This window comes from Corallococcus terminator (assembly GCF_003611635.1).
GTDB lineage: Bacteria > Myxococcota > Myxococcia > Myxococcales > Myxococcaceae > Corallococcus > Corallococcus terminator.
The window spans coordinates 1-16,533 of record NZ_RAVZ01000226.1 but is presented as its reverse complement, the minus strand read 5'-3'; the positions used below and the strand labels follow the sequence as shown (position 1 = coordinate 16,533).

The 16,533-nt window shown below is 67.6% G+C and carries 16 protein-coding genes; 7 read left to right on the top strand and 9 right to left on the bottom strand.

Annotated elements, in window-relative coordinates:
• Positions 1–207 precede the first annotated feature (207 nt).
• Positions 208–615 (bottom strand): MarR family winged helix-turn-helix transcriptional regulator, encoded by a 408-nt coding sequence (locus tag D7V88_RS27500; protein ID WP_208726496.1) that lies wholly within the window; start codon positions 613–615, stop codon positions 208–210.
• Between the two features lie 88 nt (positions 616–703).
• Between D7V88_RS27500 and D7V88_RS27495 the strand changes: the two genes are divergently transcribed.
• The gene (locus D7V88_RS27495) at positions 704–1,789 is read left to right on the top strand and encodes an aldo/keto reductase (RefSeq protein ID WP_120543597.1); all 1,086 of its coding nucleotides are present in this window, start codon (positions 704–706) and stop codon (positions 1,787–1,789) included.
• A gap of 103 nt (positions 1,790–1,892) precedes the next feature.
• Here the strand turns inward: D7V88_RS27495 and D7V88_RS27490 are convergent, their stop codons facing one another.
• Positions 1,893–2,426, bottom strand: a complete 534-nt coding sequence (locus tag D7V88_RS27490; protein ID WP_147448890.1) for a hypothetical protein — start codon at positions 2,424–2,426, stop codon at positions 1,893–1,895.
• A 17-nt stretch (positions 2,427–2,443) separates the two neighbouring features.
• Positions 2,444–2,836, bottom strand: a complete 393-nt coding sequence (locus D7V88_RS27485; protein ID WP_120543595.1) for a hypothetical protein — start codon at positions 2,834–2,836, stop codon at positions 2,444–2,446.
• Between the two features lie 259 nt (positions 2,837–3,095).
• Here D7V88_RS27485 and D7V88_RS27480 point away from each other — a divergent pair, with 259 nt between their 5' ends.
• The 3 genes from D7V88_RS27480 (at position 3,096) to D7V88_RS27470 (ending at position 6,334) form a co-directional block, all read left to right on the top strand.
• Positions 3,096–3,692 (top strand): hypothetical protein, encoded by a 597-nt coding sequence (locus tag D7V88_RS27480; protein ID WP_120543594.1) that lies wholly within the window; start codon positions 3,096–3,098, stop codon positions 3,690–3,692.
• Between the two features lie 21 nt (positions 3,693–3,713).
• A complete protein-coding gene (locus D7V88_RS27475) occupies positions 3,714–4,964 on the top strand; it encodes a c-type cytochrome (RefSeq protein ID WP_120543593.1) in 1,251 nt (416 codons plus the stop codon).
• Between the two features lie 371 nt (positions 4,965–5,335).
• Complete coding sequence (locus D7V88_RS27470; RefSeq protein WP_120543592.1) at positions 5,336–6,334, top strand: hypothetical protein; 999 nt, start codon at positions 5,336–5,338, stop codon at positions 6,332–6,334.
• A 61-nt stretch (positions 6,335–6,395) separates the two neighbouring features.
• Here D7V88_RS27470 and D7V88_RS27465 read toward each other — a convergent pair whose 3' ends face one another.
• Positions 6,396–7,004: a cysteine hydrolase family protein gene (locus D7V88_RS27465; RefSeq protein ID WP_120543591.1), complete on the bottom strand. Its 609-nt coding sequence runs from the start codon at positions 7,002–7,004 to the stop codon at positions 6,396–6,398.
• A 10-nt stretch (positions 7,005–7,014) separates the two neighbouring features.
• Complete coding sequence (locus D7V88_RS27460) at positions 7,015–7,770, bottom strand: M57 family metalloprotease (RefSeq protein WP_120543590.1); 756 nt, start codon at positions 7,768–7,770, stop codon at positions 7,015–7,017.
• Positions 7,771–7,901: 131 nt separating this feature from the next.
• Between D7V88_RS27460 and D7V88_RS27455 the strand changes: the two genes are divergently transcribed.
• Entirely contained in the window at positions 7,902–8,831 is a 930-nt protein-coding gene (locus D7V88_RS27455) for an NAD(P)-dependent oxidoreductase (RefSeq protein ID WP_120543589.1), read from the top strand.
• Positions 8,832–8,853: 22 nt separating this feature from the next.
• Here the strand turns inward: D7V88_RS27455 and D7V88_RS27450 are convergent, their stop codons facing one another.
• On the bottom strand, positions 8,854–11,022 hold the full coding sequence (locus D7V88_RS27450; RefSeq protein ID WP_244238424.1) for a M28 family peptidase: 2,169 nt from the start codon (positions 11,020–11,022) through the stop codon (positions 8,854–8,856).
• Positions 11,023–11,218: 196 nt separating this feature from the next.
• On the opposite strand from D7V88_RS27450, the gene D7V88_RS27445 reads away from it, so the two are divergent.
• Positions 11,219–12,025 carry a hypothetical protein gene (locus D7V88_RS27445; protein WP_120543587.1) on the top strand — a complete coding sequence of 269 codons (807 nt, stop codon included), beginning with the start codon at positions 11,219–11,221 and terminating at the stop codon, positions 12,023–12,025.
• A 70-nt stretch (positions 12,026–12,095) separates the two neighbouring features.
• On the opposite strand, the gene D7V88_RS27440 is transcribed toward D7V88_RS27445, so the two are convergent.
• The 3 genes from D7V88_RS27440 to D7V88_RS27430 form a co-directional block, all read right to left on the bottom strand.
• Positions 12,096–13,007, bottom strand: a complete 912-nt coding sequence (locus D7V88_RS27440) for a hypothetical protein (protein WP_120543586.1) — start codon at positions 13,005–13,007, stop codon at positions 12,096–12,098.
• Positions 13,004–13,804 carry a hypothetical protein gene (locus D7V88_RS27435; protein ID WP_120543585.1) on the bottom strand — a complete coding sequence of 267 codons (801 nt, stop codon included), beginning with the start codon at positions 13,802–13,804 and terminating at the stop codon, positions 13,004–13,006. Before D7V88_RS27435 ends, D7V88_RS27440 begins: the two co-directional genes overlap by 4 nt.
• 170 nt (positions 13,805–13,974) lie before the next feature.
• Positions 13,975–15,759, bottom strand: coding sequence for a DUF885 domain-containing protein (locus tag D7V88_RS27430; RefSeq protein WP_120543584.1), 1,785 nt, complete (start codon positions 15,757–15,759; stop codon positions 13,975–13,977).
• A gap of 292 nt (positions 15,760–16,051) precedes the next feature.
• Here D7V88_RS27430 and D7V88_RS27425 point away from each other — a divergent pair, with 292 nt between their 5' ends.
• Positions 16,052–16,390 carry a hypothetical protein gene (locus D7V88_RS27425; protein ID WP_147448889.1) on the top strand — a complete coding sequence of 113 codons (339 nt, stop codon included), beginning with the start codon at positions 16,052–16,054 and terminating at the stop codon, positions 16,388–16,390.
• Positions 16,391–16,533: the final 143 nt, after the last annotated feature.

Sequence of the window (16,533 nt, the reverse complement as noted above, 5' to 3'; positions counted from 1 at the left end):
TGCGGCGTGTGGTGGCTCCGCTTGCGCATGTCCTGGCCTGGAGTCGCTGGCGACGCCACCACCAAGCTGTGGCCATGCAGTGCCACTACCGCGCACGAAAGGCGCGATTCAAACTGCAACTGTAGGACTAGGAGCCGACGCGCCAGGGCGGGTGCACGACCGTCGTCCCAAGCAATGGCACCCAGCGGGGCTCGCCGGGGAACACCGTTAGCTGAGCTTCTCCAGAAGGGTCCGGAGCTCCGCCTGCTGCGCCGCGCTCAGGCGGCCGAGCCGCGAGCCGAACGCCTCCGAGAGCAGCGCGATGCCGCGCTGCATCACCTTGCGTCCAGCGGGCGTGAGGTGCAGCCGGTGGCGCCGCAGGTCCGCGGCGTCGATCTCACGGCGCACGAAGCCCGCCGCTTCCAGGCGCTTCACGTACACGGTCACCGTCGGCTTGGGCATGCTCAGCGTCGCCGCCAGCTCCGCCGGGTACGGGTGCTCCTCCACCTCCGTGAGCACGAACAACTCCTTCGTCTCCAGCCCCAGCGCGGTGACGTCGGAAGCGACGCTGGAGATCACCGACATCAGCAGGCGGTAGTTCAGCGACCAGATCTTCGCCGGGTCGATCTTCGACATGTTCCCTTGCGTGGTAATTGGTTCAAAATTAAATCGGTTCAAGGCTGAACCAAATGGCCCTCAACGCTAGCACGCCCCAGGAGTTCCCATGCCTCTCGACCACTATGTGACGCTCGGCCGCTCTGGCCTCCGAGTGAGCCCGCTGTGCCTCGGTGCGATGACGTTCGGAGAAGACCTCGGCTGGGGTTCGAGCGTGGAGGAATCCCAGCGGATCATGGACCGCTTCATCGACCTGGGTGGCAACTTCATCGACACCGCGAACTTCTACACGAAGAGCCATTCGGAGAAGATCATCGGTGACCACGTCGGTCGCCACGCGGCCCGGCGAGAGCGGCTGGTCATCGCGACGAAGTTCAGTGGGAATCTCTATCCGGGGGACCCGAACGGAGGCGGCTCCGGCCGCAAGTCCATCGTGTCGGCCTGCGAGAACTCGCTTCGCCGCCTGCAGACGGACTACATCGACCTCTACTGGCTGCACAATTGGGACGTGCACACGCCCATCGATGAGACGATGGCCGCGCTTGAGGATCTCGTCCGGGCTGGAAAGGTCCGCTACCTCGGCGTCTCCGACACGCCGGCCTGGAAGATCGTCGAGGCCAACGTGACGGCGCGCTTCCGGGGCTGGTCGGCCTTCATCGGCTTGCAGATCGAGTATTCGCTGCTGGAGCGTTCGGTCGAGCAGGAGCTCGTGCCGATGGCCCTGGAGCACGGGCTTGGAATCACGCCCTGGTCGCCGCTCAAGAGCGGAGTGCTCAGCGGCAAGTACACGCGCGCGAACGCAGGACAGCAGAAGGCGGACCGGGGGCTTTTCGTCGAGCCGTACCTGAACGAGAGGACCTACGCCATCGTCGACGCGCTCGAGGCCATTGCCCGCGCGCACGAAAGCACGGCGGCGCGCGTGGCGCTGGCCTGGGTGCAGTCACAGCCGGGCGTGAGTTCAACGATCATCGGCGCGCGGCGGCTCGCGCAGCTTGAGGACAACGTGAAGGCGGTGGACGTGAAGCTCACGGCGGAGGAGCGCGGTCGCCTCGACGCGCTGACGAAGCCTACGTTCGGGTTCCCGCAGAACATGCAGCCCATGTTCCCCAGCATCCACAACGGCGGGACGACGGTGAACGGCATCTCCGCGCCCCCTTCCGGCTTCGTGATGGAAAAGGGCAACAAGCCCTACTGAGCCGCCTCGAAGGACGCCAGGCGCCGCCCTCCGCGATACGGCGGGGGGCGGCACGGCATCCCGGGGCTCCTCGGCGGCGAGCCGCGGCGGGCCTCTGGCTTCCTCAGAAGGGGGGCCCCTGGGTGGTCACGCGCAGTTGCTGGTTGTTGATGGCCACGGAGAGCTTCAAGAGGATGTCGCGGTGTTGCTGCGCCGTCAGTTGGTCCCGCAGGAGGATGAACTCGCCGCGCTCCGGGTCTCCCCACCGCTTCGCGGCGATGCTCTGGTCCACGAGCTGCTGGATCTTCGCCAACGCCTCTGGGTTCTCCCGGGGCAGGGACACCCGCAAGGGCTCCGGCCGTTCCCCGGAAGCAGTCGCCGGAGCGTTGGCCTTCGCGGCCTGGATTTCCTCCCGGAGCAGTTGGCGCAGCTCTTCACGCAGCGATGGCAACTCCAGGCCCGCGACAGCAGGCGGCGCCCGACGGGGCGCGGACTCCAGGCCCAGTCTCAGGGCCCGAAGCTCGCCTTCCAATCGCTCCAGCCGTCGCGGCGTCTCATCCGAGGGCAGGGCTGGCGCGGTCCACCAGGCCAGACCCAACCCCGCCCCGGCGGCAGCCACCCACGTGGCCAGAAGAAACACCCTGGAGGCCATCGCCATGATCCGACCTCCCGTTGCTACTGCTTGGGCTCGCTGGAGGACGCTTGCACCACTTCAATGGTGGAGCAGGCGCCAGCGCCGTTGTGGTAGACCATGAGGAAGGAATCGGTTGTGACCGACCGCAGGACCTCGATGAGCTTCAGGTCGGTCGTGGTGCAGGATGCAGAGGCTCCACTCGCGTCCCGGACGTAGACCGAGGCGTGGTAGAGCCCCGAGACACTGGCCTGGACCGAGACGTGGAGGTACTGCAGGTTGTCCGCGCTGTTGCGGGCGCTTCCAAGGCTTCCCCCAAAACAGTTGTTCGCGGGGGTGATGACGACGGGCGTGCTCTGCTGGAAGCCCGCCCACGCGCTGGTGCTTCCGGTGAGCAACGCCAACCCCAGGGCAATGGCAGCATTCTTCTTGGACATGAAAAGTCTCCAGTTGTGTCGAGGGCACGAATTCTTGTGATTCGAGTGTCGCCATGACGGCTCGTGCCACCCGGTGCCGCCATTGCACGTAGCACCCGGGTCTGACGTCCGGATGCGGCTCCGCCTGGCTCGCCCAGGGCTCCTGGCCGTCCCAGCCTGCGGACGCCGAGGTCCACCGCGGCTGCCTCGCCCCGAGAAGGCGGCTCTCGGGGGCTGGGCAGACTCGCACTCCCGGCGAAGTGTCTGCTAATCTCGCCAGATGCTTTCCCGCGCCCTCGCCCCCCTGCTGCTCTGCGTCTCGGTTCTCGCGCCGCTGCGTGCGATTGCCTGCTTCAACTCGATGGACGCCAGCACCCGGGAGTTCACCCAGTCCTTCTGGGTGGACCTCATCCTCTGGACCCTGGGCGCGGTGTTCCTCAACCGCGTGGTCCTCTTCAACGGCCTGGGCACCACCGCCGAGGAGCGGGCCAGCGCGTCTGGCCTGCGCAAGGCCTTCCTGCTGCTCGTCAGCGCCGCGCTCGTCCTGCTGCTGGCGACGGTCTCCGCGGGGGGACCGCTCCTCAACTTCAGCTCGATGGACTTCGCCAGGTGTTCGGTGAGCCGCACCATGCTGTTGGTGCTGGTGGCCAGCCCCGCGGTGCTCTTCAGCCTGCAGGCCGTGGTCTTCCACGGACCGGGCAGACGGCTGTTCCGCGACAGGGGCGGGGTGGCGCTCGCGAGCCTGGTGCTCACGTCGGTGCTGCTGGCGACGGGGCTGGGAAAGGTCCGAGAGACGTACATCCTTCCGCACCTCTGCGAAGCGCCTCCTCAGCCCGCCCGCGGGGGCGGCGCCATGTTCACGAACACCTATCAATGAGCCGCGCCAGGAGCCTTCCTCATGGCCCTGCGCTCCCTCTCGCTCACCTCCCTTGCCGGTGTCGCGATCCTGGCGATCACGGCCGGAGGAGGCTTCGTGCTCTGGCGCGACGCCGACGTGCTCGCGCTGCGCATGCCGACGCGGGTCCTCGCCCCCACGCAACGCGCGCCTGAGAGTCCACGGGACGCCGTGGAGCACTTCCAGTGCAACCGGTGCCACGTGGTGCCCGGCATCGAGCCGACGTCCGCGCGCATGAGCGAGAACTGCGTGACGTGCCACCAGGCCATCAGCGCCGGGCGACTCGACCTCTGGTACCAGAAGGCGGAAATCCAGAAGTGGAACGAGCACCTCACGCACCTGGTGCGGACCCCGGACCTCGGCTCCCTGGGCCAGCGGGTCAAGCGCGGCTGGCTCACCTCCTGGCTCCAGGCGCCGCACGTGGTGAGGCCGCTCTACGGCGCCACCATGCCCCGGATGAAGATTGGTCCGAAGGATGCCGAACTCCTCGCGGACTTCTTCCAGGTGACCGGGGAGGAGTCCGGAGAACCCGCGCGAGGTGACGCGGCGGCGGGCCGCGCGCTCTACGAGAAGAACGCCTGCGCGAGCTGTCACTACCGGGGGGACTCCCCGCTTGAGTCCCTGCGCTACGGCGCGCCGGAGTTCCTCGGGCCCTCGGCCCGGAGGCGGGCCCCGGACCTGCGCCATGTGCGCAGCCGCATGTCGCTTTCGCAGTTGCGCGGTTGGCTGGTGGATCCCTCCAGCATCCTCCCCGACACCGAAATGCCCACCTTCCCGTTCACCCCGAAGGAGGTCGAGGACCTGGCGACCTTCCTGCGCGAGCCCCTGCCGGAGGTGGCGAGCGAACCGCGCCCGCCCTACCGGCCCCGCATGCTCCAGCGCGAGGTGCACTACCCGGAGGTCGCGCAGAAGCTCTCACGCCACCTCTGCTTCCACTGTCACTCCGACATGACGCGCCCTGGAGATCAGGGACCGGGCAACACCGGCGGGTTTGGCTACGAAGGCGTCTCGCTCGACCTGGCCACGCGGGCCGGCATCCTCCGCGGCATCAAGCGGGACGGCCAGTTCCGCGGGCTTCCGGACCGGATGGAGGATGGCACGCCCCGGCTGGTGGCCAGCCTGATTGCCCGCCACCGTGAGCTGGACGGGCAATCCCAGCCAGGGGTGCTGGGCATGCCCCTGGGCTTCCCGCCCATTCCCGACGAGGAGATCGACCTCATCTCCACGTGGATTGAACAGGGCGCGCCCGAGTAGCTCGCGTCGCCCGAGCGCCAGGCTGTATCGCACCGGCATGCCGAGAAAGGTCCCTCGGAGACGAGTGCCCGGGGACCCGGCCGGCTGCCAGAAGTGAGGCCTGGTGAGAGGCGGCGGGTCCTGGAATGAATGCTCAAAGGGGCTCGTCACCGCGAGCCCACCGTCTGGGCCTCCGGTTTTTCGGGAGCGCTCCGTGGCAGGACGGAAGAGCGCTCGCAGTCCCACCCCGCCGGTTCTTCCTTCCCCGGGGCGTGTCGTTGAATCCTTCCGTATCCCGCGATGCTCCGGTCCACGGGAGGATGTGCTGCCCGCCGTCACCCCCTGTCTGCGTGTCTGCCTTTCCTCCGGAGGGCCCGTGAAGGTTGGCCACCATGTTCAGGAAGCAGCTCAGCAGCATCCTCGTGACGACAACGAAGCGGTTCTTTTCGACGACCATCGAGCGAGGCCTCCAGGAGTCGATTCAGACGGTCGAGCCGATCGTCGTGCTTCAGACCGGCGGTTCGGGCCATAACCCGCTCACTCCGCATGTCGAACTCGGCTCCAACGATGGCTCGCTGACCTATCCGTCGCTGCCGTCTCCCCTGCTCATCCCGAAGTCAAAACAGGAATATGGCATTGCCTCCACCGAGCACGAGGCCGCGATGCGACACAAGAAAGGGGTGTTGCAGAAGATCCTGAAGGCCCGCGGCCCCTCTGCTCCCTTCAGCGCGAGGATCATCGTTTTTCCAGAGGGCGGGTACACCGGGACGTCCCGCTACATGCCCAGCTACGCGGACCTCGTGATGGCCTACAACGCCCTCAAGGATGAGGCGGAGAGCGAGGACCTGCTTCGGACCCTGGTCGTGTTGGGATCGCACCAGTACATCATCCCGGAGAGCAACATCATGCTCAACGCCTCGCTGGGATACGATGGAATCGCCAGGAAGCCCTTCATCCTGTTCAAGAAGTATCACGACAAGACCATGGATGCGATTCCCTCGTCGGTGATCACCTCGAACGTGGGAGGACCCAAGAGCCTGTATGGCTTCGACATGGCCATCTGTGCCGACGTCGGGTCCCTGGACCTCGAAAAACAACTCCTTGCGAGGATTGTGTCCAGCTATGGGACTCCGGGATCCCTGGATGACGCCAAGGGTCTCAAGATCGTCGCTGACGGTGCCTACGAGGAGAAGGCCGGGGTCTTCGAGGGCACCCTGGCCCCGAAGGACACCGTCTGGACCTGGGTGGCGGAGTTTTGCGGCTTCCAGCCCAAGAAGAAGATGGTCCATGTGAATCAGGAGATCATGTCCACCACGAACCTCCTCGCGGACAGTGACGGCTACAAGTCGAAGGTCATGCTCTATCGCCCCGTTGTCGCGAAGAAGCTGTAACCGACGGGGCCCGCTGACGCCAGGCATCAGCGGGCCTCCGGTTTCCGAGGCACGTCCAGGCCTACGCCTTGAGCATGCCGAGCACGTCCGAGGACGGCATGGGACGCGAGAACATCGGGAAGTCGTACTTGAGCGCGTTCTGGTGCGCTTCCGACGAGGTGGCGGCGGTGCAGTCGATGAGGGTGATGACGTCGTAGCCGCTCTCGTACGCGGTGCGCATCGTCGACTCCACACAGCAGTTCGTGAGGAAGCCGCCGATCACCACCGTCTTGATGCCCTTGCTGCGCAGGATGAAGTCCAGGTTGGTGCTGGCGAAGGTGTCCAGGCCGCGCTTGCCCTCAATGACGATGTCGCCCTTCTGCGGCTCCAGGGCGTCGATGATTTGCGCGCCCCAACTGCCCTTCACGAACGCCTTGCCGTCCACCACGCCCTTCAAGATGCCGTACGGGTGCCGCGTCAGCTCCCCGTAGCCTTCGGCGAAGGTGATCGGCGCGTGCATCACCGTCACGCCCTTCGTCCGGGCGGCCTTCACCAGCGCCTGGGTGTTCTCCAGCATCCGCGTCTCCTCCATTACCCCCTTCACCGCCGGGTGGAGCACCCCTCCCTCGGTGGCGAACTCGTTCTGGTACTCAATCAGCAGCACGGCGGTGGTCGATGGGTCGAGCGACATGGCGGACTCCTTAGTAGAGGAAGTTCAGTGCGATGATATCGTATTGGGAGAACTCGCCGGTCACGGTCGCCGGCATGCAGGAGTTCATGATCGACTTCGGGTCCAGGGTCGGCGTCCCGGGGATGAGGATGCCGCCCACGCCCCCGCTGCCTTCGCCGCTGCCGCAACCGGACGTGGTGAAGAAGTCCGTGTGGCGCAGCCCGATCGTGTGGCCCAGTTGGTGGGTGATGACGTGCTCGCTCCAGTCCACGCCGTAGCTCTGCAGGCCGGTGCCGATATTGATTTGGCCATACGGATTGCCGCCCGAGGGGTAACCCGAGGAGCCACTGATGCCGGTCATGGTCCCCGCGGTGATGTTCGCGTTGCAGCCAGTGGACGGCCCCCGCGTCAGCGTGAAGGTCAACCCCAGGCTGTTGTAATTGGCGATGGCCAGGTCGAGCCCCTGGCTCAGTTGGCTGTAGCTGTTGAACGCGGCCGTGGGGTTGATGCAGATCCTCCGCACGACGGTGGTGTTGATGAGGTTGGTCGTCCGGTAGTGCTCCTGGGTCCCCTCCCCCTGCTGGAGCATCTCCTGGGACGCCTCGAGGCTCACCCGCGCGTCGCCCCCGACGTACACGGCACCGTCGATGACCTGGATGCCTTCGGCCGGGAACCCGGCTTGAATCAGGTTGGAGACGATCTCCCCATTCGCGACCTCTGGGTCGGTCCCGCAGCCGGACAGCAACGCACCACAGCTCACCACGAGGACTGCCGCACGCTTGAACATGTTCGTTTCCCTCTTGTCCCGAGGCGGTTCTTTCCCACGCTCCCGGCATGGGAGCGGCTGGGCGGACAGCCGGCCTTTTTAGGCCACCTCACCCGTAAAAACCAGGGAGCCACGATTAACTGATATTCACCATGATACATGCCACACGGCATGTCCTCTCATCACCCCGGAGATTGAAGATGCCTTCCAGCCGTCCGACGAAGATCGCAGTGATTGGCAGTGGGCTCATGGGAAGCGCCCTCGCGCGAGCGTTCGCGGCGGCCGGACACGAGGTCGCGGTCTGGAACAGGACCTCCAGCAAGGCCAGGGCCGTAGGCGGTGGCACGCTCGCGTTCGAGAACCTGAGCGAGGCTGTCGCCGGGCGCGAGCTCGTGGTCGTCTCGCTGTCCAACTACGCCGCCAGCGCCGAGCTGTTCGCTTCGCAGGCCGTCGCATCCGCGCTGGCTGGGACGACGCTCGTCCAGCTCACCAGTGGCTCACCGGCGGACGCGCGGGGAGGACTGGAGTGGGCCAGGGCCCATGGCGTGGACTACCTGGATGCCGCCATCCTCGCGTACCCGGCCTTCGTGGCCACCGACTACGCCACGGTCTTCTACGCCGGGTCGAAAGCGGTCTTCGACCGGCACCACGAAACCCTCCGTGCGATTGCCAGCAACTCCGTCTACGTCGACGAGAAGATCGGCTCCGCCGCGACGCTCGACTGCGCGATCCTCGAGGCCTACTACGGAGGCACCCTGGCGGTGCTCCACGCCGCGGCGATGTGCAAGGCCGAGGGGCTGGATCCGAAGGCGTTCTTCGCCCAGAAGAACTCCTTCCTGGGCCTCATCTCCGTCACCGCCGACGCCGCGCAGGGCATGATCGAGAACAACGACTTCTCGGGCGACCAGTGCAGTCTCAACACCCATGTCGCGGCCATCGAGCACATCGTCCGGTTGAGCACGGACGCACGCATCAGCTCGCGCTTCCCCAGGGAGCTGCTGGAGAACTACCGGCGGGCCCTCGGCGCGGGCCTGGGTGACAAGGAATTGCCCGCCGTGTTCCGCACCCTGGAAAGGGACTGAAGCCCGGACGGCAGGGGCTGCTTCAATGGGCGCGCGCCATGACGCCGCCCTGCTCCAGCAACCCAAAGAGCTCCAGGAGCGCCTCCACGGGGAAGACGTGGCCGTACTCGGCGTGGGCCGCGTCGCGGATGTCCGCCACGGTGCGCTTGCCGTCGGCGTAGCTCGCGAGCGCTTCGGCCAGTTGGTAGAAGCGCAGCTCGCTCTCCCCTCGCTCCCGCAGGGCCGTGGCGGCCCCGTTCATCGCGGCCTGCACCACGGCCACCCGGGACTTCGCCTCGGGGGCCGCGCGGCGCTCCAGCGCGTCGAACGAGGCCAGCTCCTGGCCCTTCACGCGACGCGGAACGTAGGCCCGCGCCCGGCGTTCGGCTTCGCTGGGGGCCGGCTCCTTCAGGGACACCCCGCGCGCCTTGGCCTCCGCGTCCAGCCGCCCCAGGGCCTGGGCCTCCGCGGTCTCCAGCGTGCGGACCATGGACTGCACCGGCGCGGTGGGCGCTCCCAGCGACAGGCAGGAGCGCAGGGCCTCGCGCTCGCGCTGGTAGCCCGCGCGCACCCCGGCACGGGCCAGGCGGACGGCACCGGACAACTGCGCGTCGGGCGTCGCGGCCAGATCGCGGCGGGCCCGGAACTCGTCCTCCGCGACGCGCCGCACGCCGTGCACCGCCACCAGCCGCGCGAGTTCCAGGGCGCCCGTGCCTTCGGCCCAGGCGGCGACGGTGATGGAGGCCAGGCCCGCGAAGGCGGCGCGGTGAAGCTGGGTGGGGTCCACGTTCTCCGGCCGGTCACCGCTGGTGTGGTAGCCGTCGTCCGGCCACGTGGCGAAGGCCACGCCAGGGATGCCGTGGTCGTTGAAGAGCTGGTGATCCGAGCCCCGGCTGTAGCGATCCATGTGCGCATCCATCGGGTCCTGCGACCCGGTGACCGAGCCGATGCGGAAGTCCTTTCGCGACGGATACGCCACCGCGTTGAAGCGGTTCATGAAGGCCACCGTGGACTCGGACACGGCGTTCACGAAGCTGCCATTCCAGTCCGGGGTGTAGGACACCGAGAAGCGCGAGTGGGCGCGGGTCAGACTGGCGCCGAGCATGTCGAAGTTGAAGTGGGCCACGCGCCGCACCGGATCCGCACCGTGGACGGAGAACCATTCGCGGGTGCCCTCGAACTCCGGCAGCCACAGCACGCGCAGGGTGCGCACCGGAGGCGGCAGCACGCCCTGGCGGATGAGCGTGGTGTAGGTGCGCACCAGCTCCAGCAGGGTGGCCGCCCCCGAGGCGTTGTCGTTGGCCCCGGGCTTGTAGTGGTCCAGGTGCGCGGTGAGGACGACCTCCTCGCCCGCGCGGGTGCCAGGGATGACGCCACTGACGATGCTGAGGTGTCCCGTGGGCGCCTGCGTGGCGACGCTCACGTCCACCTTCACCGGGCCTGACTGGAGCTGGGCGCGCAGCTCACGCCCCTGCCGGTCCGACACCATGAACAGGAAGGGCGCGTGCGTGCCCTGCGGCAGCGGCCCCTGCGGGACGGCGGCCCAGCCCACCTGATCCGGGAAGTCGCCGTCCATGCGGTGGGGGGCGTTCCAGGGCGGCGTCGAGTAGGACGACACCACGCCCACGGCGCCAAGCTTCGCCACGGCGGTGCGCAGGGTGGCCGAGGGGTGGCCCCGAGTGAGCGCCACCCTGCCCTTCAGGTCCTTGCCTGCGTACTCCGCGTCCTGGGTGCCCGTGCCCACGTCGACCAGTTCCAGGCCCGTGCCTTCGAAGCTGCCACTGCCCGTCGCCAGGGCCATGGGCAGGTCGGCCCAGGACGTCACCCGGTAGCGGTGGGGACCGGCCACCCACAGCTCGCCCCGTGTGGCGCGCCACTGGGGGCCGTCCTTCATCGCCTCCAGGCGCACGTCCTGGAGTCCCACGGCCTCGGCGGCGGCCTTCGTCCAACTGGCCGCCTCGGCGTAGCCGTCCTGGGTGTCCCGGGCGAGGAGCGAGAGCCGCTGCACGCCGTCGTGGATGCGGTCGCCCGAGCTCTCATGGATGAGGGCGCGCACCACGTCGTCCCGCAGCACCAGACCGGTGGTGGGCGAGAGGGGTCCCAGCGGGGATGTGGCGGGCACCTGGGCGGCGGCGCTGAGCGCGGCGGGCGTCGGTGCGGCCCCCGACACGACGAGGAACACCACGAAGCAGAGGGAGGGCTTGAGCCGCACGGGAAGAACCTTCTGGGAGGGAGGCAGACGCGCCCACCCTATGATTTCCGTGCGGCCCGAGCACCCCACAATGCTGTGTCTTCCCAATGTCATTCCAGCTCGATTGCATCATTCCCAAGCGCACTGCACCGGGCGTTCTTCCCAGCGGAGCGCTATCCTGGGGCCCCCTCTTCCACGCAAACCCCAGAAGCCCCCCATGCCCAAGAGCATCTCCAGAGCCGGTTCGGGTCCTTCGCTTCCACCGAAGCGAAAGCACGACGCCATCACCCCGTCCTCCACCGGCCCCGCCCAGGAAGGGCCCGCGAAGAAGAAGCAGCGCACCGAGGGCCCCGCCACCGGGCCTCAGCCCACCGTGCAGCGGCCGCCCACGGACCCCTCGATGCATGCCGTGTACGACAAGATGGCGCACGAGGAGATGCTGAAGAATCCCAAGTACAAGCAGTTGGCGGATGACGCGGCCGCGGCCCAGGACAAGCCCGTCAACGTCATCACGAAGGACCAGGTCCAGGGCGGCATGTTCTATTCGGGGAAGGGGCAGGTCGGGTTGAAGCCGGACCTCACGGGCCCCAAGCGCGCCAGCGTCATGGCCTTCGAGCTGACCAACGTCGCCCAGCAGAAGAAGTTCAGCAAGGTGACGGGTGACGCCTTCCAGTCCGAGGTCAACGCGGCCCTGGGGAAGAACGTCGTCGGCGGGGACCTGAACGCCCGGCGGGAGAACTTCGCCAAGAGCATGGAGCGCATCGAATTCAACGGCATCCAGCGTCACCATGAGGTGATGAAGGACGGCATCCAGGGCCAGGGCTGGCCCAAGGAGATGGACCGGTTCGGCAAGCGTCTGGAGGGGGCGGACCCCAGCTTCGACAGCTACTGGAAGCGCCAGAACGTGCCGGATGCCAAGACGGGCAAGAGCCACTCGGACGTGTACCGCGCCCAGTTCGACAACATCGCCGCCAAGGCCGCGGAGCTGGTGGAGAAGAGCAAGAAGCAGCAGGGCGTGAAGTAGCCCTGCCCCACGGTCGCGCCTTCGCGCGCCGGTGACAGGCCTCCACCGGCGCGCGAACACAGCTCAGGCGCTACAACTCATCCTTGTCCATCCTGTACCAGACCCCTGCCTTGTATTTCTCCCAGTACTTCTTGGTCCGGTCGTAGCGCCGCAGGTCGCGAATGGGTGTCCCTCCGGGCGGTTGGATCTGCACCTCGCCTGTCGTCTTGCACTGGCTCATCCCGAGTACGGGCGACTGGGGATTGAGTCGGAAGTGGTAGATGACGTTTCCAAAGCCGCTGGCGACATCGAAGCTGAGCGCGACCGAGGTGGACTGACTGCGGGGCTCGTCGCTGCTCGACGTGGACAGCATCTGAAGGGCCAGGCTCAGGTTGTCCTGCTGATTGGCGGCCAGTTGAGGGCCGTTGGCCTGCCAGAATTCCGTCAGCTCGGGGCCCGACAGCCCACTCGAAAAGCGCTCCGCCTTGGTGGTCAGCCTGCCCGCCATGAGGGCGGCCTCCTCGTTGCGGATGGTCGCCGCGCGGTAGCCCCGGGTTTCCGGGTCGGTGACGTACTGACGCGTGGCCCAGCCGTCACCCTTGCTGAAGGCACTGAGCTTTTCGCGCGTCTTGGTTCCCAGGGTCGTCCGGCTGAGGGCGTCGTTGACGGTGGCGGTGTTCTCCGCCGCCGTCCTGCACCCCGCCTTGATGGCTTGATCCACCGAGACGGGCTTGACCGAAGGCGCCGGTGGCTTCTGACAGACCTTGTAGTCTGTGAACAGTCCATCCGTGTAGTAGGACACCTGGACGACGTCCAATCCCTCGTTGCAGGTGTAGATCCTGCTTTTGCAGTAGGGAATGCAGAGGGGGCAGAAGACGTAGTCGTACTCGCATTGGCCACCGCAGGGTTCCTGGCCCTCCGCGCCGCAGGACCTGGCCGAGGCGATGGTGGGGACCGAGACCAGCGTGACCACCGTGGCCATGAACAGGAGGAATCGATTCATGGGGCCACTCGCGGAATCTGGCACGTGACGGGTTCACCGGACGGCACCACCTGGCCGCCAGGGCCCGGGGTGAAGGTGAACTGCCGGTCGGGCGTGATGGAGACATCCAGGCGAGTGCCTTCATGGTAGTAGAAGTCCCAGGCCTGGTTGTTGAAACGGATTTCCGCGCGCCAGACGGGATTGGTGCAGCCCGGGAGGGAGCCCCGGGGCTCCACGCCCAGGACGCCATGGTCATTGATGAGGATGGCCGCCATCGTCATCTCCCTCAGGGAGTCGGTGGTGGTCGCGCCGAACTTCGGGACGTGGAAGGCGAACATCAGATGCTGGTCGGTGTGGTTTTCCACGCGCCCCAGCACCCACTTCCCCTGGGAGGGGGGCGCGACGTAGAGCTCATCCCACGAGGTGCTGATGGTGCGACTGGCCTGCCCGGTGAAGGTGACCCGCCGGGTCGCGGCATCCGTGCTGATCTGCCAGACATACCGCGCTCCGGTCAGGTCCCAGCGCTTGGCCTGATTGCCTGCGTCGTCAAAGGCAATCACCGCCATCCCCAGGCGATTGTCGGAGTAACTGTAGGCCCAGTAGGTGAAGCCGTTGAACAGCAGGACCGGGCACGTGGTGCTGGACTGTGTGGTGTTGGGGTCCGAGATGCAGGTCACCTTGAGGCCCGAGGGCGGGGGTGGCGCGCTGCCACGGGGCTCCGTGCCCACGACGGGAGAGGACTGGGCCCACGCGGAGCCGCTGGCAAGGATGGCCATGAGCCCGGTCAGGACCAGGGCACACTTCGGGTTGCGCTTCATGGAGGTGTCTCTTTCGGGGTTGAAAGGGACTGGCAACGGTCCGCCGGCCACGTCCGGAGCTGAGTCCCGGCCCCCTTGACGCGGGGAAAGGCAGCTCATTCAAACGGTCTGGCTTTTTCGCTGACGGGATCCGCGGCCCCCCCTCCCCGGATCCCTCCTCGCGCAGGCGCTCAGTGGGACGCGGGAGGCGCCGCGTCCTCGCCGAGCAGCAGTTGTCGGACGATGGGCACGGGCGGGTAGCCATGGGAGACCACGGCGTCGTGGAAGCGCTGGAGGGTGAAGTCCCTGCCCCACTTCACCTTCGCCTCCTCGCGCAGCTCCATCAGCATCTTCTTGCCCAGTGCGTAGACGAGGTACGTCGGGTCCGACGTGCCACGGCGCGCCTCGCGCTCCGCGTTGATGCGCGTCATGTACGCCTCCTCCTCGAAGAGGCGCACCGCCTGGTCGTACGTCATCCCCCGCGTGTGCAGTGACAGGCCCGCCACGTAGCGCGCCAGCCGCTGGAGGTAGAGCGCCAACTGGTTCAACCGCAGCCGGTCCGCCTCCGGCCCCGTGCCGCCGTAGCCTTCGTCCAGCATCATCTGCTCGGTGTACAGGCCCCAGCCCTCGCTGAAGGAGCCGGAGCCGAACAGCCTGCGCACCTTGGACTGGATGCGGTGGGTCCACAGGAACTGCACGTAGTGCCCCGGGTACGCCTCATGGATGGAGACGAGGGGCAGCGCGTAGCGATTGTAGAAGCTCATGTGCTGCCCGGTCTGCTCCGCGCTCCACGCCGGGTCCGGCGGCGTCACGTAGTAGTACGCCTCCGTCGCCTTCGTCTCGAACGGGCCCGCCGTGCTCATGCTCGCGAAGGACAGCGCGCGGTTGAAGGCCGGCGTCTCCGCCACCTTCGCGCGGACCTCGCTGGGCACGGTGATGATGCGGTGGTCGATGAGGAACTGGCGGATGCCCTCCAGCGTCGCCGTCGTCGTGGCCACCAGCTCCGCCGGGGCCGGGTGCTCCTGGCCCAGCTCGCGGTACACGTCCATGGGCGCCCTGCCCGGCGCGATGCGCGCCGCCACCGCGCGGAACTCCTCCTGCGTGCGCTTCATCTCCGAGCGACCCCAGGCCAGCAGCGAGTCGATGCTTTCGGTGACGCCCTCCTCGTACTGGAGCTTCTTGCGGTACGTCTCCTCACCGATGGCGAAGTCCCCGTTCGAGCGGGGCAGCAGGTCGTCCTTCAGGAAGCGGATGTACCCGTCGATGGCCTCCAGGCAGCGCGCCTGCTCCTTCTGGAAGGCCGCCTGGAGCGCGGCGTCCTTCACCGGCGCGAAGGCTTGCGGCAGCGTCTGCGCGTAGAGAGCGCGCGTGCCCTTCACCTGCTCCAGGGCGATCTGCGTCCACAGCTTCGGCGGGTTCTGGAGGCTGGCTGGCGCCGCCGCGAAGACCTCCGGCACCACCGCCATGCGCTTCACCGCCGAGCGCATCCGGTCCTCCAGCGGCGCGAAGTCGCGGTTGATGAGCTGGAACACGGACCCCGACGCGAAGCCCAGGTAGGTGTTCGGGTTGCGCTCCCACGAGCGCACCGTCTCCAGCTCCAGGATGCGCGCCCGGAAGTGGTTCTCCAGGATGTCGTAGTCGGCCCGGTCCTCCGGCGGCAGCGCGGCACGGTCCACCGCCGTGGGCAGCGCCGCGAGCCGCTCCTTCAGGTACGCCAGGTTGGACGCCCGCTCCTCGGGCCGGAAGCCTCGCAGCTCGCCGTCATGGGCGTGGAGGCCCGCGGACGTGGCGGACATCGGCGAGCGACGGAAGTGCTCTTCCAGGTGCGCGTCCACGAAGGCGCGCAGCGCCACCTGCGCGGGCGTGGCGGCCGGCGCGGCCGTGGACGCGGTCTGGACCGGCGGGCGCGAGGAGGTGCAACCAGGGGACAGCAACAGCAGCGCGGCGAGGACACTCGTGGGGCGCAGTGCGTTCATGGAGCCTCGGAGGAAGGGACGCGAGAGCGTCGCCGAAGGCCCCTCGCGCGACAAGCATCAGACCGCGGCCCGGATGGAAGCAGGCTGGCGTGCGACCGTTCGCACCGCGTCCAGGCACTGCTTCGCACCCTCGATTCCATTCCCACGACGTGGCCCCGACTGGCGCCACGCCCTCCACACGGAGGACCGCCCCGGAGGGAAACCCCTTAGGTGTCTGTGTTTGACAGAGTCAATCCCTAACACCATCGTGGATGCGCAGCAAAAGCAGTACAACCCAGGAAAGGCTCCGCAGATGAAAAATATGCTCAAGCTGTTCGCGCTCGCGGCCGCTGTGGTGTCACTCCAGGCCTGTGGCGTGGCCGAGGCCCAGGACAACGCCCAGCCCCCGGAGGAGTCGGTCACCCTGAAGACGCAGCCGGGTGAGTCCGTGCAGCGCACGGATCCGGGAGCCCCGGGGCGCCTGGCCGCCGCGGAGTGCAAGGGTGACGATGGAAGCAGTTGCAGTTGCGGCCCCGGCGTGGCCTGCATCTCCACCTCGGGTGGCTGCTGCTGCGGCTGCTCGGTCACGACCGAACAGACGGCGACGAGCCCGGGCCAGGGTGCGCCCACGGGTTCGACGCAGGCCCGCTGAAGCAACGCAGGTGCTGGAACCTCGACGGCGGGGAGTGTCCTTCCCCCCGCCGGGTTCCCGAGCCCCCGGGCCGGGCCGTCGGGCGCTCGCGTTGGACAGGATCCCGTCCGTTTGACACCCTCCTGGCCACAAATGCCCCCCAT